The organism is Bacillus sp. FSL W8-0920 (assembly GCF_038593215.1).
Classification (GTDB): Bacteria; Bacillota; Bacilli; order Bacillales; family Bacillaceae; genus Bacillus; species Bacillus pumilus.
Window position 1 is genome coordinate 1,392,260 of record NZ_CP151974.1, and the last position, 21,975, is coordinate 1,414,234.

The following is a 21,975-nucleotide window of genomic DNA, read 5'->3' on the forward strand; positions in this document are numbered from 1 at the left end:
CTGCTGACGAAAAAAGCCAGCAGTTTTTTTATTGCGAGAATTACTTTTTTTGATCAACAGTATAGACAATTTTTCGTTCCTTTGACAGGTGATCACGCTGCTTTTTGAAGCCTTCAATCTTTACTGTCATGACATCTCCATTTTGCTGCACCGCATCGACTTGTGCTTGTAGCGTTTGAACTTGTTCATTCAACTTTTTCAAGATGGGTTCAATTTCTTCCGTTGTTTGCAGGAGGCTGTCTCGAGAGAATGGCTGTGAATTTGTTTGAGCTGACTGGTCAATATCAGCAAAATGAGATGCGATCCATTCCTCACTTTCGGCTAACTGCTTTTGATAGCTTGTGAGCGTTTCATAAAAAATCGCTTCCTTTGCTTTTTCAATTTGCAGTAATTTCTCTTGTGTTTCATAAAAACGCTCCTGCAGGTGTTTTACGCCTTCCTGTAATAGATTGAGCTCTGCGTTTTTATCACCTAATGTTTGCTGCAGTTTCTCAATCACAGCGGATAAAGTATTTCCTTTTTTCTCCTCTTTTGCAAGCCGTTTATCTTGATCTTGCACCCGTTCATTTAATTGTTGAGAGATTTCTTTATATTTGATGACTTTTAAATGCAGCCGGTGTTTTTCTTCCGTTTCTTTCCTTCTATGAAAGGTTTCTTTTTGGAGCATTTCATGAAGAAGGACTATTTTATGTAATAATTCAGATTTGCTGTAGGAAAGATCCTGTATTTTTGAGGCTGCATGATCTTGATCAATGGTCATTTCATCCAATTGTTGCTTTAATTGCGTGTAATCCTTTTTCATCTCGTGATATTCTTGAGTTAACTTCTTGTTTTTAGAATACGTATATGAGGACTGTAAATCAGAGATCATTTGTTGATATTTGGCTGTTTCCGCTTTTAAGTATAAATTCTCTTGAGATAGGTCATGGAATAGGGGAGAAGCATGGCGCCTGTTCATCGATAGACCCTCCTTATTCATGTTACCAATAAAGTATGCGAGATGAGAGTGATTAGAACAACCATATCAAAGGAGGGTGAGTGGATGGACGTAGTCAATGTCATTTTAGCTGGAGGAGCATCCAGACGTTTTGGAGAGCCAAAGGCAAGTTATATGTATCAAGGAAAACCACTATATGAGCATGTGAAAAAGCAACTTTTGAAAGGACAGATGGTCATCATCAGCCATCCATCACTTCTGACCTTTTTTAAAGAAAGAGGTGAACGAGATGTGTGGTTGGATGATGAACAGGTGCTCGGATGCGGGCCGCTTGCCGGCATGTATACAGCGATGCAAAAGCAAGAAGCAGCATGGTATTTAGTGACGGCATGTGACATGCCTTTCGTGCGGAGAGAGACCGCCGAAGCATTATCGTCCTATTGTGGCGAGCACGTAGATGCAATCATCCCGCTTGTTCAGGGCAGATTACAGCCTTTATTTGCACTTTATCACCGCCGCTGTCTGCCGTCCATTGATGCGTGTTTAAAAGAGAATCAATTAGCCATCAAAGAGTTACTTCAAAGGCTTAAGGTGCGTATCGTCTCAGAAGAGGAACTGAACGTAACACCAAATGAATTCCGAAATATCAATAAAAGAAGCGATTTACCTGAAAACGGTATGATATGATACATAAAAAATGGTGAGGAGAGAACAGCATTGAATGATCGATATTCAAGACAAATCTTGTTCCCTCCGGTTGGGGAAAAGGGTCAGCGTGCGCTTGCTGACAGTCATGTTCTAATTGTTGGAGCAGGTGCACTTGGAACGGCCTCTGCGGAAGGGCTTGTCCGGTCTGGGATCGGCACGTTGACGATTGTTGATCGTGATTATGTAGAATTTTCAAATTTACAGCGGCAGCAGCTGTATACAGAACATGACGCAAAGGCACATGTGCCAAAAGCAGCTGCGGCAAAAAAACGTCTCCTAGAGATCAATCATGAAGTGACCATACACGCCCTGATTGAAGATGCAGGGGTTGAGCTGTTAAGACCGTTATTTCACAGCGCAAATATTGTCATTGATGCGACGGATAATTTTGAGACGAGAATGGTCATGAATGATTTATCGCAGGAAACGAAGACGCCGTGGATATATGGTGCTTGTGTGAGCAGCCAGGGGATGTATATGACCATTTTGCCAGATAAAACGCCGTGTTTATCGTGTGTCTTTACAGAACTGCCTGTTGGCGGTTTGACGTGTGATACAGCGGGGATTATTTCTCCAGCAGTTCATATGGTTTCTGCTTATCAGCAAACAGAGGCGCTAAAGTATTTAACAGGACATGAAGATCAAATCGAACGGAAATTTGTCACATTTGATCTTTGGCAGGCGACATCGTTTAAAATGGATTTGTCTCTTACTAAGCAGAAGGACTGTCCATCTTGCGGCAAAGATAGAACCTATCCTTATTTACACGATCAGCGTAAAAAAACGACGATTCTTTGCGGGCGGGATACAGTCCAAGTTGTATCTAAGGATCTAGCTAATCTATCATTTCAGCATGTGAAAGAGCGGCTGTCATCCATTTGTGAGGTAGAAGTGAATGACTTCTTAATCCATGTCCGCTATGAATCTTATCGTATCGTCTTTTTCAAAGGTGGACGTGCATTAATCCATGGGACAAATGATGAAAAAGCAGCCAATTCATTACTAGCAAAACTGCTAGGGATATAGGAGTGAAGTGTGATGGAAAGACGTCAGCCAATTCCAGTACAAGAAGCCATTCAAAAAGTCCATCAATATGAAAAGCATGGAGAAGCAGAATGGGTGCCTTTAAGAAATAGCCTTGAAAGGTTCATTGCAGAAGATATTTTGGCAGATCATGATGTGCCTGCATTTGATCGGTCCCCGTATGATGGTTTTGCACTTCGGGCAGAAGATACAAAAGAAGCGTCAAGCGAGCATCCGGTTGAATTTGAGGTCATTGATCATATTGGGGCAGGAGTGGTCTCAGCAAAAACCATCGGTCTCTTTCAAGCCATTCGTATCATGACAGGAGCAAAAATCCCGAATGGAGCAAATGTCGTCATCATGCTTGAGCTGACTAAAACCTTTGAAAAAGATGGGAAATCATACATGTCACTTAAAAGACCGCTGAAAAAAGGGGACAATATTTCTCGTCAAGGAGAAGAGGTACTTGAAGGGAATGTGATGCTCAAAAAAGGAACCAAAGTAACTCCGGGCGTTACGGCCTTATTGGCGACATTCGGATATGCGGTAGTTCCAGTTGTCAAAAAGCCAGTGATCGGCATCATCTCAACAGGTACAGAGCTTCTTCAAGTGAGTGATGCGATGGTGGACGGGAAGATTAGAAACAGTAACCTTAGCATGGTTTATGCCCAGATCCTTAAGGCTGGGGGAGAGCCGCTTGATTTAGGCGGTGTGTCCGATGATTTTGACAAAAGCTATCATGCAGTCAAAGCAGCCTTAAGCAAGGTAGACTTCTTAATTACAACAGGCGGAGTTTCAGTAGGTGATTTTGACTTTCTCCCCGCAATTTATGAAAAGCTGGGAGCTCAGGTGCTATTTAATAAAGTGGCCATGAGACCCGGCAGTGTAACGACGGTTGCTGCAATGCCAAATGGTCAACTGCTGTTTGGCCTGTCAGGAAATCCTGCTGCCTGTTTTGTTGGCTTTGAATTATTTGTGAAACCGATGGTCTATAAATGGTCTTTCAAGAAACAGCCGTTACCCGATTTTGCTGAGGCGAAGCTGACACACGATTTCCCAAAAGCCAATCCGTTTACTCGATTTGTCAGAGCGGCACTTGAGTTCACGGGCAGTCAGCTCAGTGTGACCCCAACAGGTCTCGATAAATCAAGTGCCGTGACCTCAATAGCAGAGGCGAACTGTTTCATCGTGCTGCCAGGTGGAACAAGAGGTTTTAAGGCTGGTGATCAGGTGCATGTTCTGCTGTTTCAGCACGAAGGCGAGGGTTCCCCATGCTGGATGACACATTAAGTATATTACAGGTGGTCGGTTATCAAAACAGCGGAAAGACGTCGTTGATTGAAAAGCTCTGTCAGCTGGCTGTACTTGATGAGCTGAAGCTAGGCTGTTTTAAACACCATGGACATGGCGGTAAACCAGATCGTCTTTTGAAAGAAAAAGACACCGATCGATATGTCGGGGCAGGTGCATTTGCCGCTGGCGTAGAAGGAGAGGGTGAATTTCACTTTTCAATGCAGCACATCACGTTAAAGCAATTGCTCAACATGTGTCAGTATCTTCCATTAGACGCGGTCTTGATAGAAGGGTATAAACAGGCACCATACCGCAAAATCGTTTGTGTGAAGAATGAAGAGGAGCTCATTGATCTTTCAACACTTTCCAATATACAAGCAGCTATTTATTTTTCTCAAGAGTTTCAGTTAGCCCAAAATTACTCTTTTCCAGTGTTTTCAGCCTTTGAAAAGGATGCGAATACATTTTGTTATAACTTATTGAAAGGAGGCGGCTCTATTTGAGTGAACTTTTTAAAATAACAAAAGTGCCGATTGATGTGAATGAATTGATTCAGCATGTGACAAAGCGGAAGGCAGGGGCCATTACGACGTTTATCGGGACGGTCAGAGAGTGGACAAACGGTAAGAAAACGCTGCGCTTAACTTACGAAGCATACATACCAATGGCAGAAAGCATGCTAAGTCAAATTGGACAAGAAATCAAGAAACGATGGCCTGATACTGAAGCTGCCATTGTGCACAGGGTCGGGACACTTGATATAACGGATATTGCTGTTGCGATAGCCGTTTCATCTCCTCATAGGAAGGCTGCATACGAAGCGAACGAATATGCCATTGAGCGAATTAAGGAAATCGTTCCGATTTGGAAAAAAGAATATTGGGAAGACGGGGAAGCCTGGATAGGTGATCAGCTTGAAAAAGTTTCATATCCAGAGGGGAAACCTAGCGAGCTTCAACTTGCAAAGAAAGAAGGTGATCAGCTTGATTAGTGTATTATTGTTCGCCGGCCTTGCTGAGAAGGCCGGTAAACAACAAATCATCATTCAAAAAGATCAAACAACGGTTGATGAGATTAAATTAGAATTACAGGAGGTATATGGTGTTGATGCTGCACAAAATGTGATGGTTGCAGTCAACGAACGATATACGAGGGGAAACGCTGAAGTGCGTAGCGGGGACACTGTTGCATTCATTCCTCCTGTAAGCGGTGGATAATAGATATTAGAGGATTTGGTTATGGCCAGCGGCTGTAACCAATTTTTTATGTGTGAAAAGATTGTAGAGGTATTTGGGTGTGATCTTCGTAAATAAAACATCCCCTTCGTGCTTTAGAAATGTGAGGATCGAGCTGCTGAATCAGATCATACAATTCACTAATTCGTCTCACGTTGAAATCTGTCTGGGCTTGAAGCTGTTCTTTTAATTCTTTTGTGCTCACAATGCTACCCTTTTTCTCTTTAATAATATCTACACATCTAGCAGCGTAGTATATTTTGTCATTAGAGGGTCTGCTTTCTTTCATATCAAGTAATTTGAGCTCATGATAAATCAGTTCTCTTTCCTTTCGAAAGTATTGCCATGCTTCTTGTTCCTTTTCATAAAGTAAAATCAATTGCGTTTTCAATTTTTCTCTTAACATTCACTTGACTCCATTTCCACTATCATTTAACCTACCTCTATTTTACATTATATGAAAAAATAACTTTTGATCAAGTAAAATCATGATATTTTTAATTTTTTAATATGAAAGTATTGTTACTAAAGGCTCATTTGTTCTATAAAAGAAACCAATCATAGTCCTATAAAGCCGGGATTTGTTGAAATTACTAGGATTATTTTAACAAAAAATTGTTGTGTCTCACAAAGACCAACCGAATTCAAAGGAAAAGGATATTTATTCCGAAAGACATGGGTTTTTTTTGATAAAATGTTTTTAGGTCAGAAAAACCTTTATTTCTTGATATGAATATGATCTAGTCATGGTGTCATTTGGAGGATTTCATTCATGATAATAGATAATTTTTCCCTCAATGAAAATAAGAAAATCAAATCATCCATCACTTATTGGCAATCTTTTGATAAAATAGAAAGAATAAGAGAGAGCATGTGCGTTTGCATACTTGCATGACATAGAGAGGATGACATTTGATGAAAGAAAATATGCAAAAGCCTACGATCATTGGAGTGAGCACAAGGCCTTCGGAGCACCTGAAAAGAGTATGGGAAAATCCGGTGGTTTGGTGGCCTTTATCCTGCGTACTTTTTTTAACAGTGATTGTGACTTATTTGTCAGAGCTGGTGAATGAAGGAATGTGGGCAGATTTAAGCTTGCCGGTATCGGTCGTTTATGTGGTGACGCTAATTGGTCTACTTCTCGGGCTTGTGGTTAATGCTGCAATATATAAGTTCATCGTTTTTTTAGCAAAGGGTGATGCATCGTTTCAGCAGCTGTTTTCAGCGGTCCTGTTTATTACACCAGTTACGATCGTTGGTACGATTATTTCTCATCTGTCCATCATTCTGTTCCATGTGCCAAAAAACATCACAATCACCTCATTAAATGCACTCATTCAAACGTCTGGTCCATGGCATGCTGTGCTTGCCAATATTGATCTATTTGTGATCTGGAACCTTGTTTTAACAGGCTTTTTATTGATGAAAGTAGGCCATATATCGCCAAGAATCGCTTGGACCATTATAGGAGTCTTTTATCTCTTATCTATCATTTTTCAATATGTAGGAACTGCAATCACCATATCAGTAAGCTGGGGGTAGAATGTCTTTATGAGAAAGAAAATCATCATCGGATCCATTTTTATTATTGTTATCGGTCTATTTATTGGCTTTAACATTGCGAAAAATCAATCAAAGCCTGCTTCGACAGCAGCTATTAAAACAGTAAAACCTACGCAAAAAGAAATCACCACTACGGTCATGACGCCAGGGACACTTTCATTCTCTGAAGAGCAGTTCATTTATGCAGAAGAGGAAAAGGGACATTTGAAGGGGATTTCTGTGAAAGAAGGAGAAAAGGTAAAGCCTGGAACGCCGCTTCTTACATATGAAAATAGAGAGCTGGAACTTGAAGAAGAGCAGCAAGCTCTTGCGGCTGAATCCAGTACGTTAAAACGCGAACAATTACAAAATAGATTGAGCGAATTAGATAAAAAACAAGGAGGCGACTCCGCTGCCAATCCTAAAACCGAGCGAGACCAGCTTGAACTAGAGCTGAAAGCGGCTGAATTAGAACAAAAACAAGCAGAGATCAGCCAAGAAAAAGTAAAAGCACAAATAGAAGATTTAATCGTACATAGTAAAATTGCCGGTACAGTCATTTCCATTGAGCAAGAAGAAGGGGCAGGAAAGCCAGAAGAGAGACAGGCGATCATTCATATTGGCAATGAGAAAAAAATGATTGTAAGAGGATTGATTTCTGAATATGACGCCATAAAAGTGAAAAAGAAACAAAAAGTAAAGATAACGTCTGATGTTATTCGCGGAAAGAGCTGGCAAGGGGTCGTGAAAAAAGTGGGGGTTGTACCTGCTCAGGCAGCATCCGAAACAACTGCAGGTGATCAAACGGTGCAATATCCAGTTGAAATCGAAATAAAAGGAAAAAAACCTGAAGCAAAACCTGGTTTTAAAATGATCATGGAAATTGAAACAGATAAGCGTCAAGCCCTAACGATTCCTGAATCAGCTGTAAAAAAAGAGGATGATGGACAATACGTTTATGTTGTCAAAAAGAATGTACTTAAAAAAGTAAAAGTAGAGCTAGGGGAAACGTCAGGTCATGATCTTGAAGTGACAAAAGGTGTCATAGCAGAGGATCAAATCATTTCTCATCCATCAGATGACATGTATGACGGAATGGAAGTGAATGCTGAATGATTCAGCTTTCAAACGTGACAAAAAGCTATGAGGTTGCCGAGGAATCATTTGATGTATTAAGTGAGGTCGATCTTGTCATCGAAAAAGGCGAGTATATGTCTATTATGGGCCCGTCCGGCTCTGGAAAATCGACGTTAATGAATATCATTGGCTGTTTAGACCGGCCAACTACAGGACAATATCATTTTCAAGGAAGAGAGCTGTCAGCAGCAAAGGATCAAGACCTCGCAGTGATTCGAAATCAATTCATTGGATTTGTCTTTCAGCAATTTCACCTGCTGCCGAGGTTAAATGCGAGGCGTAATGTTGAGCTTCCGATGATTTACGCTGGTATCAGTCAAAAGGAAAGAAAAGAACGTGCAGAGATGGCACTTGAAAAGGTTGGTTTGACAGACCGAATGAAACATATGCCAAGTGAATTGTCGGGAGGGCAAAAGCAAAGAGTGGCAATAGCCCGTGCAATTGTCAATAAGCCGCAACTTATCTTAGCAGATGAACCGACAGGCGCTCTTGACTCAAAAACAAGCTTCTCAATCATGGAACAGTTTACTAAGCTGAATGAGGAAGGGACAACGATTGTACTTGTCACCCATGAAGAAGAAATAGCTGCGTATACAAATCGGACGGTCGTTGTAAGAGATGGACGACTCGTTGAAGATAGATTGACACAAGGGGACGCTATGAATGAAACTCTTTGAAAATATCAAAATAGCGATGAATTCTGTTTTAGCTCATAAATTACGTTCTATTTTAACGATGCTTGGGATTATTATTGGTGTTGGATCAGTCATTGCGGTCGTGGCTATCGGTCAAGGCGGCGAGCAAATGCTAAAAGGGTCGATTTCAGGTCCAAACAATACCGTTGATATGACATATACGCCTTCTGACGAAGAGTTAAATGCAAATCCCAACGCTTTATTCGACGCCACATTTACTGAGGAAGACATAAAAAGCATTAAGACAATCAATGGGGTGAATCAGGTTGCCTCTTCGACTGCGCAAGGAATGCAGCTGAGATTTCAAGATACGACAGTGGATGCGACAGTTAACGGTATAAATGAAGGGTATACAAATGTACATTCATTACAAATAGCAGAAGGGCAGAATTTAAGAGATATTGACTTTAGAAGCGGCAGAAGAGCCGCCCTCATCTCTGAAGGCTTACAAAAAGAATTATTTAATGGACAGAAGGCATTGGGCGAAATGATTTGGATGAACGGACAGCCGGTTGAAGTCATCGGTGTTTTAGCCAAACAAAAAGGAATGCTCTCATTCGATATGAATGAAATATATGTCCCATTTGCCATGCTCACCTCCACATTTGGGATCAAAGAATACGATAAGTTGTCAATTCAAGTCGCACATGCTGATCAAATGAAGGAAGTAGGAAAGAATGCGGCTGCATTATTAAATGAGAATCATCATACAGAAGATGCTTATGAAATGATCAACATGGAAGAAATTGCAGAGGGCATCGGTCAAATCACGTCTGTTATGACAACAATCATTGGGTCAATAGCTGGAATTTCTTTACTTGTCGGCGGTATCGGTGTGATGAATATCATGCTTGTTTCTGTGACAGAGAGGACAAGGGAAATCGGTATTCGAAAAGCGATTGGAGCAACGAGGGCTCAAATACTCGTTCAATTTTTAATTGAGTCTGTCGTCTTAACCTTGATCGGCGGGTTGATGGGGATTGCACTAGGTATAGGCGGTGCCTCGTTAGTATCACTCATTGCCGGCTGGCCGTCCTTAGTATCTTGGCAAATCATTTGTGTAGGTGTACTGTTTAGTATGCTTATTGGGATTGTTTTTGGGTTAATTCCTGCGAATAAAGCAGCAAGACTAGATCCGATTGATTCTCTTAGATATGAATAATTCTGAGAAGAACAAAGACATACAAACAGTGTGAATTCCGCTGTAATCAAACATCAAAAGCTTTTATGCACATCGCATAAAAGCTTTTTTTAGTTCTATTGAATGAAATGAAAAATGATAGAAATGCTAAGATCATGACTTTCATCTTAATGTCACATATTTTTCAGTTTACAAATGGTACATATAAAGGTAAGATGACCATGGTGAAAGATTTTGATAGTTATTGAATGTATTTGATTGTTTTGTATTGATAATGTTGAAAAAAGCGATTACAATAAAGGTGCGCGCGAAATGAATACGTTTTCAAAAGGGGGTGTTTTCATGTTAACACCGGAAAGACATCAACTCATTATCGACTGTTTAGAAGAAAATGATGTCATCAAAATACAGGACTTAACGATTATGACGGATGCGTCTGAATCTACTATTAGAAGAGATTTATCAGCCCTTGAAGAAAAAGGATTTCTTAAAAGAGTTCATGGGGGAGCAGCCAAGATATCAAGTATCCGTCTTGAACCAGATGTATTTGAGAAATCTGCCAAAAACCTTCAAGAAAAGTCATTGGTTGCAGAGGCAGCTGCTTCACTTTTAAAACAAGGCGATTGTATTTATTTAGACGCTGGTACGACCACACAGCAAATGATTGAATATATCGATCCAGATCAAGATATTGTTGTGGTGACAAATGGTGTTATGCACATTGAAGCACTCATGAGAAAAGGCATTTCTTTTTACCTGATAGGCGGATCAGTGAAACATCGAACAGGAGCCATGGTCGGAGCCGCAGCCTTAACGGCGATGGAAAATTACCGTTTTGACAAAAGCTTTGTTGGGACGAACGGCATTCATCCCGAGGCGGGGTTTACAACACCTGATCCAGAGGAAGCGCTCATGAAAAAAAGGGCCATGAAGCAGGCGAAAAAAACCTATATCTTAACAGATGCCTCTAAATTTGGCGAAATATCGTTTTCAACCTTTGCTAGTTTACAGGAAGCCACCATTATCACAAACGACGCAAAAGAGGATTCATTCGATAATTACCATGAAAAAACGGTTATAAAGGTAGTGAAAACATGATTTATACAGTTACTTTAAACCCATCAGTTGATTACATCGTACACGTGGAGGATTTCGCAGTCGGCGGTTTGAATCGTTCAACCTATGACAAAAAATATCCGGGCGGAAAAGGGATCAATGTCTCAAGGCTTTTAAAACGTCACGGTGTTGAATCAAAAGCACTTGGATTCATTGGTGGATTTACAGGCAAATATATTCAAGACTTTTTACAAAACGAACAATTACAAACAGCCTTTCACGAGGTGTCAGAAGATACACGAATTAATGTGAAACTAAAAACAGGTGAAGAAACCGAAATCAACGGACTCGGCCCATCCATTACTGAAGTACAATTTGAGTCGTTTCTGTCTCAATTTACTTCATTGATTGAAGGAGATGTCGTTGTGTTAGCTGGCAGTATTCCTTCTTCATTGCCTCATAACACGTATGAACGTATTGCTGAGGTGTGCGAAAAGCAAGGCGTTAGAGTGGTCCTTGATATTTCCGGGGAAGCCCTAAAAAAAGCAGCAGGCTTGAAACCGTTCTTAATGAAGCCAAACCATCATGAACTAGGTGAAATGTTTGAGACAAGCATCTCTACTGCGGAAGAAGCTATTCCTTATGGGAAGAAGCTGTTAGAGCAAGGTGCTGAACATGTTATCGTATCCATGGCTGGTAATGGCGCTCTCTTATTCAGTAAGGAAGGGATTTATCAGTCAAATGTTCCAAAGGGTACGCTTGTTAATTCGGTTGGTGCAGGGGATTCAGTCGTTGCAGGATTTTTAGCCGGCGTTTCGAAAGGCCTTTCGATTGAAGAATCATTTAAGCTTGGCGTCACATCAGGCAGTGCTACAGCATTTTCTGAAGAGCTTGGGACAAAAGAGCTTGTTGACACACTATTACCACAAGTAAAAGTCACACGCATTTAAAGGAGGAGTCACCATGAAAATAACAGAACTACTCACAAAGCAGACCATTAAGCTTCAATTAGACAGCCAGCAGAAAGAAGCAGTCATTGAAGAATTAGTCACTGTTTTAGATACAGCAGGCAAGTTAAATGATAAAGAGGGCTACAAAGAAGCAGTGATTAACCGTGAAAAACAGAGCTCTACTGGTATTGGTGAAGGAATTGCTATCCCTCACGCTAAAACAGCAAGTGTCAAAGAGCCTGCCATTGCATTTGGCCGCTCGGTAGCTGGTGTAGATTATGAATCACTGGATGCGCAGCCGAGTCATCTTGTCTTTATGATTGCAGCAACTGAAGGCGCAAACAACACGCACTTAGAAGCACTTTCTCGTTTATCAACACTTCTGATGCGTGAAGAAATCAGAAAGCAGCTTCTTGAAGCGGCTACTGAAGATGAAATCATCGATATCATCAATACGCATGATAAGGACGACGATGAAGAAGAAGAGGAAGTTCAAGAGGAGCCGGCTGCATCAGGTAAACCAGCTAAGATTTTAGCAGTAACAGCTTGCCCAACAGGTATTGCACATACATTTATGGCAGCAGATGCTTTGAAAGAAAAAGCGAAAGAAATGGGCGTTGACATTAAAGTTGAAACAAACGGCTCTGGCGGTATTAAACACGCTCTTACCGCAAAAGAAATCGAAGAAGCACCAGCCATCATTGTGGCAGCGGACAAGCAAGTTGAAATGGAACGCTTTAAAGGCAAACATGTCATTGAAGTACCTGTGACAGCAGGAATCCGTCGTCCGCAGGAATTGATTGAAAAAGCAGTCAATCAAGATGCGCCGATCTATAAAGGCTCTGGCGGCAGTTCTTCAAAAGACGAACATGAGTCATCTGGCAAAGGGAGAAGTGGTTTTTACAAGCACTTAATGAGCGGTGTAAGCAACATGCTTCCATTTGTTGTCGGAGGCGGTATCCTTGTTGCAATTTCATTCTTCTGGGGTATTAAATCGGCTGACCCTAATGACCCTTCATTTAATTCATTTGCAGCTGTTTTAAAAGGAATTGGTGGAGATAATGCACTTGCCTTAATCGTGGCTGTATTAGCCGGATTTATTGCGATGAGTATTGCAGATCGTCCAGGTTTTGCGCCAGGTATGGTTGGTGGATTTATGGCATCGGCAGCAGGTGCTGGATTCTTAGGCGGACTCATTGCCGGTTTCCTTGCTGGTTATGTCGTTGTGTTACTTAAAAAAGTATTCACATTCGTACCGCAGTCACTCGACGGAATTAAACCGGTTCTGCTCTATCCATTGTTCGGTATTTTCTTCACAGGTATCATTATGCATTACGTTGTGAACACACCAGTAAAAATGGTGATGGACGGATTAACTCATTGGCTTGAAACTTTAGGTACTGGAAACCTTGTCTTAATGGGCATTATTTTGGCAGGTATGATGGCGATTGATATGGGTGGGCCAATTAACAAAGCGGCTTACACATTTGGTCTTGCGATGATTGCTGCTGGAAACTATGCACCACACGCTGCCATTATGGCAGGCGGAATGGTACCACCATTAGGTATTGCACTTGCTACAACAATTTTTAGAAATAAATTCTCAAAACGTGACCGAGAAGCAGGGATTACATGCTACTTTATGGGAGCGGCCTTCATCACTGAAGGGGCGATCCCGTTTGCAGCGGCTGATCCTCTACGCGTGATTCCTTCAGCTGTCATTGGAGCAGCTGTGGCTGGCGGATTAACGGAATTCTTTAGAGTCACGCTTCCTGCACCGCACGGCGGACTATTCGTTTTCTGGGTAACAAATCATCCGATACTTTATATCATCAGCATCTTAATCGGTGCCGTTGTAACAGCGATTTTACTTGGTATTTTGAAAAAACCAGTGAAACTAGAAGCGTAAAGTAGAAGAGAAGCATCGTGAACAGCGGTGCTTCTTTTGTTTAATTATGAACAAATTAGGAAAAAATATCTAATTGAATGGTTGTCTTGTGAATTTTTAAATGACATGTGATAAAGTAAAGTTATTCAATTCACGTTTCAAGTCTTTTAGCAGAAAGTCTTAGGAGGAAGCAGTATTTTGAACGAAGAAAACAAACAAAACGAAAATGATATTCAATCTGATGCAAAGCAAGCCAAAACAGAGAAGAAAAGTTCACTGTTTGAATGGATCAAAGCCATTTTAATTGCACTTGCGCTCGTCTTGCTCATCCGTACGTTTATATTTGAGCCGTATGTGGTGGAAGGAGAGTCGATGGAACCGACCCTTCATGATGGAGAAAAGCTGTTTGTCAACAAAACCATTAACTATCTAGGTGGTGTCAAACGAGGTGACATCGTGATTATTAATGGAAAAGATGGCCAGAAAATTCATTATGTAAAACGATTGATCGGTCTTCCGGGAGACACGATTGAAATGAAGGATGATACGCTTTACATTAATGGTAAAAAAGTAGATGAGCCTTATTTAAAAGAGAACAAGGCACATGCGAAAGAGTATGAAGTGCATTTGACAGGGGATTTTGGTCCAGTGAAAGTTCTGAAAAACGATTACTTTGTGATGGGGGACAACAGACTCAACTCCATGGACAGCAGAAATGGACTTGGGCTCATTGAAAAGGATCGGGTTGTCGGGACATCAGAATTTGTTTTCTTCCCATTTGGCGACATTCGGCAAACAAAATAAAAGCACCCTTCTCAGGTGCGTGAGAAAAGTGCTTGAACGGGCGACCCTTAAAAGAAGGGTCGTTTTTAATTTGGCGTGAGCACTGTAACAATGAGCACAATGGCCAACACAGAAGCGAAGACAGACCCAGTAATGGCTAAAACGGACCGAAACAATCCGATCTTATGATTTTCTTTCCCTCGCTTTTGTAAAAAGCGTTTCGAAAAGATGTGTACCAGTGTGTAAATAAGCACAAGCCCAATATAAAGGCCAAAATCCCTCGCATTAAAGCCTGTTGCAGATAAATAAATACCCATAAAGAAAATCAATAAACAGTATTCCATCAGTGTAAGTAATCTCAAATCGCACGAACTCCTTCAATAAATCATTCCCACTTATTATACCATATTGGACAATTTGCCTTCGTTCTTAGTGAGAGACGTTTCTATCAAACGTTATTCATGTTATACTTCATAATGATGAATGAGTGATGGAGGATTAATAAATGATTGCAGTAAATAATGTTAGTTTGCGTTTTGCTGATCGTAAACTATTTGAAGAAGTAAATATTAAATTCACTCCTGGCAACTGCTACGGTTTAATTGGTGCCAATGGAGCTGGTAAATCAACGTTTCTAAAGATTCTTTCAGGTGAAATTGAAGCTCAGACGGGCGATGTTCATATGAGCCCTGGTGAGCGTTTAGCGATTTTAAAACAGAACCACTTTGAATACGAAGAATTTGAAGTATTAAAAGTCGTCATGATGGGTCACAAACGTCTATATGATGTGATGCAGGAGAAAGATGCGATCTATATGAAACCTGATTTCTCAGATGAAGACGGGATTCGTGCAGCAGAGCTTGAAGGTGAGTTCGCTGAGTTAAACGGCTGGGAAGCAGAAAGTGAAGCAGCGATCTTATTAAAAGGTCTTGGCATTCCAGAGAGCCTTCAATTGAAGAAAATGTCTGAGCTTGGTGGTTCTGAAAAGGTTAAAGTACTACTAGCACAAGCTTTATTTGGTAAGCCTGACGTCCTTCTTCTGGATGAGCCAACAAACCACTTGGACTTACAAGCCATCCAGTGGCTGGAAGAGTTCCTTATTCATTTTGAAAACACCGTCATCGTCGTTTCGCATGACCGTCACTTCTTAAACAAAGTATGTACACATATTGCGGACCTAGACTTCGGAAAAATTCAAGTATATGTCGGAAACTATGATTTCTGGTATGAGTCCAGCCAGCTAGCGCTGAAACTCAGCCAAGATGCAAATAAGAAAAAAGAAGAGCAAATTAAGCAGCTTCAAGAGTTCGTTGCCCGGTTCAGCGCGAATGCTTCTAAATCGAAGCAAGCGACGTCAAGAAAGAAATTGCTTGATAAAATCTCTTTAGACGATATTAAGCCATCTTCACGTAAATATCCGTATGTCCATTTTGCGCCAGAGCGCGAAATCGGGAATGATGTTCTTCAAGTAGAAGGTCTATCGAAAACAATTGACGGTGTGAAAGTACTTGATAACGTCAGCTTTATTATGAATCGCGAGGATAAAATTGCGTTCCTAAGCCGTAATGAGCTTGCTGTGTCTACTTTATTTAAAATTCTTGCTGGTGAGATGGAGCCAGACAGTGGGACATATAAATGGGGCGTCACAACATCTCAAGCCTTTTTCCCGAAAGACAATAGTGAATACTTTGAAGGAAACGATGTCGATCTAGTGGATTGGCTTCGCCAGTATTCTCCTAATGATCAAAGCGAAAGCTTCTTACGCGGATTCTTAGGACGTATGCTTTTCTCTGGGGAAGAAGTTAAGAAAAAAGCAAGCGTCTTATCAGGAGGAGAAAAGGTTCGTTGTATGTTATCGAAAATGATGCTGTCAGGAGCGAATGTACTGCTTCTAGATGAGCCGACGAACCACTTAGACCTAGAGTCCATTACGGCGCTGAATAACGGTTTAATGAGCTTTAAAGGAGCTATGCTCTTCTCATCTCATGACCATCAGTTTGTTGAAACAGTGGCAAACCGTATTATCGAAGTGACGCCAAATGGCATCGTCGATAAACAAACAACATATGATGAGTTCTTATCAGATCAAGAGATTCAAAAGAGACTCGTTGAGCTTTATGCGTAAATAAGAAAAGACATCCACTTGTGGATGTCTTTTCTTGGTTAAATCGCCCAGTTTCCATTACGGAAGATCGGTTCACGTTTTCCGTCTTTTGTAATACCGTCAATATTCATTTCCTTTGAACCAATCATGAAATCGACGTGTGTGATACTGTTGTTTACACCAGCTGCATCCAATTCTTCACGATTCATCTCTTTTCCGCCTTCGATATTGAACGCATACCCGCTGCCGATGGCAAGGTGATTCGATGCGTTTTCATCATAAAGGGTATTGTAATAGAGAATGTTCGAGTTTGAGATTGGTGAATCATCTGGTACGAGAGCAACCTCACCTAGATAATGAGAGCCTTCATCTGTTTCAACGAGCGAAGTTAAAATGTCTTCGCCTTCCTTCGCTTTCACATCGACAATTCGGCCATTTTCAAATCTTAAAGTAAACTCATCAATGATATTTCCTGCATAGCTGAGCGGTTTTGTGCTTGAGACAGTCCCATTTACACCATCTTTTTTAGGTACGGTAAAGACTTCTTCTGTTGGCATGTTGGCCATGAAAGAGACGCCGCGCTCACTCACGCTGCCGGCACCTACCCAAATGTGCTGCTCAGGGAGCTCAATCGTTAAATCAGTGCCAGGAGCATCATAATGAAGCTTGTGGTAGTGGCGCTCATTTAGGATTTTGACCTTTTCATTTAGCGACTCATCGTGCTTTTTCCAAGCCTCCACAGGATCTGCTTGATCAGCGCGAGCGACTTTAAAGATTTGATCCCATAATAAAGCGACAGCTTCTTCATCTGTCTGGTCAGGGAAAATCTTTTTCGCCCAATCTTTTGATGCAGCGCCTACGACCGTCCAAGCCACTTTGTCTGATTGAACGTATTGGCGATATGTATGAAGGGCGGATCCAGCGGCTTTTTGCTGTGCAGCGATTTTTTTCGAATCAATGCCTCGCAGAAGGTCAGGGCTTTCTGACAAGATCGTGATAAAAGCGCCGCCGCGTTTTGCGATGGTTTCCATCATCTGTGCTTCCCATTCTGGGAATTGCTCAAACACATCCTGCGGTGCATGTTCATATTTTAAACGAGCAAGAACACCATCACTCCAGCGGATATGTACGTTTTTCGCCCCGTGCTCATACGCATGTTTCGCGACAAGACGAACAAGGTCTGCAGATTCAGTAGATGCAGATACGACGACTTCTTGTTCTTTTTGAACATTCACACCGACTTCAACGATGGTCTTCGCATATTGATCTAATTGTTTTTCAAATGAATTCATAAAAACCCTCCTTTAGTCATGTTCATCATATCAGATTTAAGACCGGAAAGGAAAATGGGGAGCACGCGAAAGGCCAAAATAAAAAAGCCGCTTTCATGCGGCTTTTTTAGCGGTTCAGTTGTTTCACAGGCTGTGCATTAGAAGGGGGCATATGTGAAAACGACAGGCTCATTCCTCCTAATATAATACCCGTTAAAATGACTGTGACAACGACCCGTTTACCTAAATCAAGCAACATGTTCTTCCTCCTTCACGTTTATCCATTCCTCACGATATGATCGAAATGATAAAAAAAGAAGTAGAACAAGAAGATTATTTTAATGTTTTTTGCAATTTATGAATGACTTCTAGTGAACGACCTGTTCCGATTGCGACAGATTCAAGTGGATTTGCTGCAATATGAACTGGAACGACAATCTCCTGTGAGAGCCATTCTTGAATCCCGTTTAACAAAGCGCCACCGCCGGTTAAGATCACGCCGCGGTCTACGATGTCACCACTAAGCTCTGGAGGGCTGTCCTCTAATGTGGCACGAATCGCCTCTAAAATATGAAGAAGTGACTCTCGCATGGCACCTTGAATTTCATGAGATTCAAGTGTGATCGTTTTTGGAAGACCTGTCACCAGATCACGTCCACGTACTTCTAATGATTCAGGCTCATGCTCAATGAGACAATAACCAATTTCCATTTTAACTTGCTCAGCTGTCCGCTCGCCGATTAATAGGTTATATTTCTTTCGGACAAACGTAATGATATCTTCATCCAGCTGATCTCCGCCAATTCGAATGGAATGACAAGAGACAACGCCGCCAAACGAAATGATGGCAACTTCCGTTGTTCCTCCGCCAATATCAACTACGACGTTTGCAACAGGCTCATCTACTGGGAGATCAGCGCCGATTGCGGCTGCAACAGGTTCTTCTATTAAATGCACGTGCTTTGCTCCGCAGTTTTTCACAGCATCACTGATGGCACGACGCTCAACAGCTGTTGAACCAGAAGGTGTACATACGACGACCGTTGGTTTTCTGAAGGTAAACCCGATATTTTTTCCTGCTTTTTTCATGATTTGTTTGAGTAAATCTGTTGTCATATCATAATCAGCGATGACACCGTCTTTCATCGGACGGATCGCCACAATTTTCCCAGGTGTTTTCCCAATCATTTCTTTTGCTTCTGTTCCGACGGCAAGTACAGTTTTTGTTTCTGTATCGACTGCCACGACGGATGGTTCATTTAAAATAATTCCCTTATTTTTACTATAAACCAATATGTTAGCTGTTCCTAAATCAATTCCAATTTCGGCATTTTGAAACATGTTTTCACCCAATCTCTATTTTTGCTGTTTTAAACAATTTTACATTTAAAAGTTCAGAGGGTTGAGGTCATTTGTGGGGGTTTGTGATGACCTTGAAATGAACTTGTAAAATTCAAGTATCATTTTGACAATCACAATAAATTTTCCCTTTGTTTTTTCTTTTATGAAAAAAATTTTTATAGAGGAGAAACCTTTTGAGAATCTCTTACGTCTACGATATATCAATTGGTGAAAAACAGATTGATCTTGAGCTAATGAAAGAAAGAGGGAACGAAATTGAAATCTATCGGAGTCGTAAGAAAAGTAGACGAACTAGGGCGTATTGTGATGCCAATCGAATTAAGAAGAGCACTTGATATTGCCATTAAAGACAGTATGGAATTTTTTATAGATGGGGAGAAAATCGTCTTGAAAAAATACAAGCCAGAGGGTGTTTGCCTCATGACTGGTGAGATTACATCAGAGAACCATGATTATGGAAATGGTCAAATTACATTAAGCGCTGAAGGCGCAGAACTGCTCTTAAAAGAGCTGCAAGAAGCTCTTCAGCAGTAATGAAAAAAGCCTGCTCTCTTCCTTTGTGCGGAGAACAGGCTTTTTTTCTGAAAAAGTTCCTTAAAAATGCCCCATCTCCCTCAAAAAATAAGTGGAAAATGGTACAATTGACAAAGAATCTCAGGGCGGCAGGTGGAATTATTTGAACAAAACATATCAAGTGCGGATCGTGTTATCTGTTCTTGCATTTATTTTAATATTAAGCTGGGATTTCTTTTATTATCTAGGCGGCTATCAAATTAATTGGCCGCTCGATCTAGCCTTTACAGTCCTTGTTCTAACAGGGATCTGGGTTGTCTCAGGCTATGTAGACCGCTTAAATCTATTTGTGTCAGACTTAAATACGAGAGAGAAAGAAGCACAGGAACTGACAGAGCGGCTGAATCGAATTACAGATAACTTGCAAGAAATCGTCTTTGAAACAAACGAAAAAGGTGAAATTATTTTTTTGAATCAAGCATGGACACAAATGACAGGCTATGACATTGATGAATGTCTAGGCACCATGTACAATCAGTACTTTGATCAAGAGGAACGCGTGGTGCAGCATTTGTTATCTGTGATCAAGGAGCATAAAGATGCGGGGCGGGTAGAACTGCAGCTTCTCCATAAAGAGGGAAAGAAGGTATGGGGAGACGTTCATTACAAGCTCTATTTTGATGAGCATCACCAGTTTACCGGAGGAATTGGAACAGTAGCTGATATTACGAAACAAAAGCAGGCAAAGCTTGAGCTTGAAAGATCCAATCAGCAATTGCAAATGCAGGCGCAAAAGCTGGCCGTCGCTGGACAAATAGCCGCTGGAATCGCCCATGAAGTCAGAAATCCACTGACATCAGTAAATGGTTTTTTACAGCTGATGAAGACACAATATCCTGAAAGAACCGATTATTTTGACATTATCTTCTCTGAAATTAAACGGATTGATTTTGTTTTAAGTGAGCTGCTTGTATTGGCTAAGCCTCAAGCGGTCCATTTTCAAGAAGTCCAGCTTCATGAGCTTCTAGAACAAGTGATTACTTTATTAAAAACAAATGCCGTTCTTTCAAATATTGATCTCAAGCAGCCATTTAAAAGGCAGGATGCCGGTGCAATCCTAGCAGACGCTAACCAAATGAAGCAGCTGTTCATTAATTTAATCAAAAATGCGATTGAGGCAATGCCTGAAGGTGGCAGCATATACATATCTACAGAAAAAGTATTGAATGAATGGAAGATTACCATTCAAGATGAAGGAAAAGGGATGTCTGAAGAAGATATTCAAAAAATATATGACCCTTTCTTTTCCACGAAAAAAGAAGGGACAGGGCTTGGTCTGACCATCTGTGCGACAATTTTAAAAGATCATCACGGAAGAATGGACGTGTCTAGTGAGCTTGGAAAAGGCACAGCTTTTCATATTTATTTGCCTGTGTGTCAAAAAAGCAGACAGCAGCAAGTTGAGAGGACGTGAAGTTATGATGGTGAAAGCTTTATTTGTATATGGGACGCTATTGCAGCATGAAGAGCACCACGAAGCGTACATGAAGGAAAGCAGACTAATAGCTAAATCTGCTTGGATGAATGGAAGAATCTACGATACAGGTCAAGGATATCCAGCGTGTGTTTCCGCAGAAAAAGGCACTGTATACGGGGAATTGTACGAGGTGACTGCTGACACGTTGAATAAGATAGACGCACTAGAGGAAGGGTATGACAAGCAGGAAATCAATGTCATGACGGATCAAGGTCAGGTAGCAGCCATGACATACATTTTGCCAGAGCAGAAGGCATCAGCACTGAAAGAAATAAAGAGAGGGTGCTGGAAAGCTTATAAACTGTGGCATGAGAAGCCATCATCCTTCTATTATTTTGCCTATGGCTCCTGTATGGATGATGCTAGATTTAAGCTCGCAGAAGTCGATCATCACTTCAGACAAATCATCGGCGGTGGTGTACTAAACGGTTTTACTACGAAATTTACATTGGTGAGGCCAGATGGATCAAGAGCTGATATGGTAGAAGACGGCGGCGAAACAGAGGGTGTATTATATGAAGTTCCTTTTGATGCCATTCGTTATTTGTATAAACGAGAGGGAGTATATGAAGGCACATATCGTCCAGCTTTTGTCGATGTCAAAATAGGTGATCAAATTTATGAGGACTGTTTAACCTTTCTTGTGCTTCAAAAGAGCGAAGAAATCGCTCCGCCAGCTCATTATCGCAGTGAAATCGAAAAAGGAGCAGACCTTTACTTAAGTGAAGCGTTCCGCAAAAAAATTCGTTCCCATATGGATTCATTAATCAAACCGTAGTAAAATGCATGGTAAGTGAGAT

The 21,975-nt window shown here is 41.1% G+C and carries 24 protein-coding genes; 18 read left to right on the forward strand and 6 right to left on the reverse strand.

Annotated elements, in window-relative coordinates; all coding sequences use genetic code 11:
• Positions 1-40: 40 nt before the first annotated feature.
• A complete protein-coding gene (locus NSS78_RS06880; RefSeq protein WP_050945137.1) occupies positions 41-958 on the reverse strand; it encodes a hypothetical protein in 918 nt (305 codons plus the stop codon).
• Positions 959-1,042: 84 nt separating this feature from the next.
• Here NSS78_RS06880 and NSS78_RS06885 point away from each other — a divergent pair, with 84 nt between their 5' ends.
• Genes NSS78_RS06885 through moaD form a run of 6 tightly spaced genes read left to right on the forward strand, consistent with a single transcriptional unit; the run spans position 1,043 to position 5,178 of the window.
• Positions 1,043-1,624, forward strand: a complete 582-nt coding sequence (locus tag NSS78_RS06885; RefSeq protein ID WP_212045816.1) for a molybdenum cofactor guanylyltransferase — start codon at positions 1,043-1,045, stop codon at positions 1,622-1,624.
• A 30-nt stretch (positions 1,625-1,654) separates the two neighbouring features.
• Positions 1,655-2,671 carry a thiazole biosynthesis adenylyltransferase ThiF gene (locus tag NSS78_RS06890; protein WP_212045817.1) on the forward strand — a complete coding sequence of 339 codons (1,017 nt, stop codon included), beginning with the start codon at positions 1,655-1,657 and terminating at the stop codon, positions 2,669-2,671.
• A gap of 9 nt (positions 2,672-2,680) precedes the next feature.
• Positions 2,681-3,958 (forward strand): gephyrin-like molybdotransferase Glp, encoded by a 1,278-nt coding sequence (gene glp / locus NSS78_RS06895; protein ID WP_309216619.1) that lies wholly within the window; start codon positions 2,681-2,683, stop codon positions 3,956-3,958.
• Positions 3,940-4,464 (forward strand): molybdopterin-guanine dinucleotide biosynthesis protein B, encoded by a 525-nt coding sequence (gene mobB / locus NSS78_RS06900; RefSeq protein ID WP_137054693.1) that lies wholly within the window; start codon positions 3,940-3,942, stop codon positions 4,462-4,464. The genes glp and mobB overlap by 19 nt, the downstream gene beginning before the upstream one ends.
• Entirely contained in the window at positions 4,461-4,952 is a 492-nt protein-coding gene (locus NSS78_RS06905; RefSeq protein WP_212045819.1) for a molybdenum cofactor biosynthesis protein MoaE, read from the forward strand. The genes mobB and NSS78_RS06905 overlap by 4 nt, the downstream gene beginning before the upstream one ends.
• Positions 4,945-5,178 carry a molybdopterin converting factor subunit 1 gene (gene moaD / locus NSS78_RS06910; protein WP_044142043.1) on the forward strand — a complete coding sequence of 78 codons (234 nt, stop codon included), beginning with the start codon at positions 4,945-4,947 and terminating at the stop codon, positions 5,176-5,178. The genes NSS78_RS06905 and moaD overlap by 8 nt, the downstream gene beginning before the upstream one ends.
• A gap of 46 nt (positions 5,179-5,224) precedes the next feature.
• On the opposite strand, the gene NSS78_RS06915 is transcribed toward moaD, so the two are convergent.
• Positions 5,225-5,602, reverse strand: a complete 378-nt coding sequence (locus NSS78_RS06915; RefSeq protein WP_003211488.1) for a hypothetical protein — start codon at positions 5,600-5,602, stop codon at positions 5,225-5,227.
• 509 nt (positions 5,603-6,111) lie between these two features.
• Here NSS78_RS06915 and NSS78_RS06920 point away from each other — a divergent pair.
• The 8 genes from NSS78_RS06920 to lepB all read left to right on the forward strand — a co-directional run bounded on the left by NSS78_RS06920 (position 6,112) and on the right by lepB (position 14,409).
• On the forward strand, positions 6,112-6,738 hold the full coding sequence (locus NSS78_RS06920) for a YIP1 family protein (protein WP_003211611.1): 627 nt from the start codon (positions 6,112-6,114) through the stop codon (positions 6,736-6,738).
• Positions 6,739-6,747: 9 nt separating this feature from the next.
• Positions 6,748-7,854 (forward strand): efflux RND transporter periplasmic adaptor subunit, encoded by a 1,107-nt coding sequence (locus tag NSS78_RS06925; protein ID WP_050945132.1) that lies wholly within the window; start codon positions 6,748-6,750, stop codon positions 7,852-7,854.
• Positions 7,851-8,552, forward strand: coding sequence for an ABC transporter ATP-binding protein (locus NSS78_RS06930; protein ID WP_050945131.1), 702 nt, complete (start codon positions 7,851-7,853; stop codon positions 8,550-8,552). Before NSS78_RS06925 ends, NSS78_RS06930 begins: the two co-directional genes overlap by 4 nt.
• A complete protein-coding gene (locus tag NSS78_RS06935) occupies positions 8,539-9,732 on the forward strand; it encodes an ABC transporter permease (RefSeq protein WP_212045820.1) in 1,194 nt (397 codons plus the stop codon). Before NSS78_RS06930 ends, NSS78_RS06935 begins: the two co-directional genes overlap by 14 nt.
• Before the next feature lie 321 nt (positions 9,733-10,053).
• Positions 10,054-10,809: a DeoR/GlpR family DNA-binding transcription regulator gene (locus tag NSS78_RS06940; protein ID WP_050945129.1), complete on the forward strand. Its 756-nt coding sequence runs from the start codon at positions 10,054-10,056 to the stop codon at positions 10,807-10,809.
• Positions 10,806-11,717, forward strand: coding sequence for a 1-phosphofructokinase (gene pfkB / locus NSS78_RS06945; protein ID WP_212045821.1), 912 nt, complete (start codon positions 10,806-10,808; stop codon positions 11,715-11,717). The genes NSS78_RS06940 and pfkB overlap by 4 nt, the downstream gene beginning before the upstream one ends.
• Positions 11,718-11,730: 13 nt before the next feature.
• Positions 11,731-13,626 carry a PTS fructose transporter subunit IIABC gene (locus tag NSS78_RS06950; protein WP_212045822.1) on the forward strand — a complete coding sequence of 632 codons (1,896 nt, stop codon included), beginning with the start codon at positions 11,731-11,733 and terminating at the stop codon, positions 13,624-13,626.
• A 210-nt stretch (positions 13,627-13,836) separates the two neighbouring features.
• On the forward strand, positions 13,837-14,409 hold the full coding sequence (gene lepB, locus NSS78_RS06955; protein WP_342468375.1) for a signal peptidase I: 573 nt from the start codon (positions 13,837-13,839) through the stop codon (positions 14,407-14,409).
• Between the two features lie 65 nt (positions 14,410-14,474).
• On the opposite strand, the gene NSS78_RS06960 is transcribed toward lepB, so the two are convergent.
• Entirely contained in the window at positions 14,475-14,750 is a 276-nt protein-coding gene (locus NSS78_RS06960) for a hypothetical protein (protein ID WP_034619939.1), read from the reverse strand.
• A gap of 143 nt (positions 14,751-14,893) precedes the next feature.
• Here NSS78_RS06960 and NSS78_RS06965 point away from each other — a divergent pair, with 143 nt between their 5' ends.
• Positions 14,894-16,513, forward strand: coding sequence for an ATP-binding cassette domain-containing protein (locus NSS78_RS06965; protein ID WP_226805126.1), 1,620 nt, complete (start codon positions 14,894-14,896; stop codon positions 16,511-16,513).
• Positions 16,514-16,551: 38 nt separating this feature from the next.
• On the opposite strand, the gene NSS78_RS06970 is transcribed toward NSS78_RS06965, so the two are convergent.
• From NSS78_RS06970 to mreBH, 3 genes are all read right to left on the reverse strand, one after another.
• Positions 16,552-17,784, reverse strand: a complete 1,233-nt coding sequence (locus tag NSS78_RS06970) for an aminopeptidase (RefSeq protein ID WP_212045824.1) — start codon at positions 17,782-17,784, stop codon at positions 16,552-16,554.
• 106 nt (positions 17,785-17,890) lie between these two features.
• Positions 17,891-18,022 carry a protein YkpC gene (locus NSS78_RS06975; protein WP_003210922.1) on the reverse strand — a complete coding sequence of 44 codons (132 nt, stop codon included), beginning with the start codon at positions 18,020-18,022 and terminating at the stop codon, positions 17,891-17,893.
• A gap of 74 nt (positions 18,023-18,096) precedes the next feature.
• Positions 18,097-19,104 carry a rod-share determining protein MreBH gene (mreBH, locus tag NSS78_RS06980; protein WP_003211642.1) on the reverse strand — a complete coding sequence of 336 codons (1,008 nt, stop codon included), beginning with the start codon at positions 19,102-19,104 and terminating at the stop codon, positions 18,097-18,099.
• A 276-nt stretch (positions 19,105-19,380) separates the two neighbouring features.
• Here mreBH and NSS78_RS06985 point away from each other — a divergent pair, with 276 nt between their 5' ends.
• The 3 genes from NSS78_RS06985 (at position 19,381) to NSS78_RS06995 (ending at position 21,953) form a co-directional block, all read left to right on the forward strand.
• Positions 19,381-19,659, forward strand: coding sequence for an AbrB/MazE/SpoVT family DNA-binding domain-containing protein (locus tag NSS78_RS06985; RefSeq protein ID WP_003211634.1), 279 nt, complete (start codon positions 19,381-19,383; stop codon positions 19,657-19,659).
• Positions 19,660-19,801: 142 nt separating this feature from the next.
• Positions 19,802-21,112, forward strand: coding sequence for an ATP-binding protein (locus NSS78_RS06990; protein ID WP_003211426.1), 1,311 nt, complete (start codon positions 19,802-19,804; stop codon positions 21,110-21,112).
• Positions 21,113-21,119: 7 nt separating this feature from the next.
• On the forward strand, positions 21,120-21,953 hold the full coding sequence (locus NSS78_RS06995) for a gamma-glutamylcyclotransferase family protein (RefSeq protein WP_249118239.1): 834 nt from the start codon (positions 21,120-21,122) through the stop codon (positions 21,951-21,953).
• The last annotated feature ends 22 nt before the right edge of the window (positions 21,954-21,975 follow it).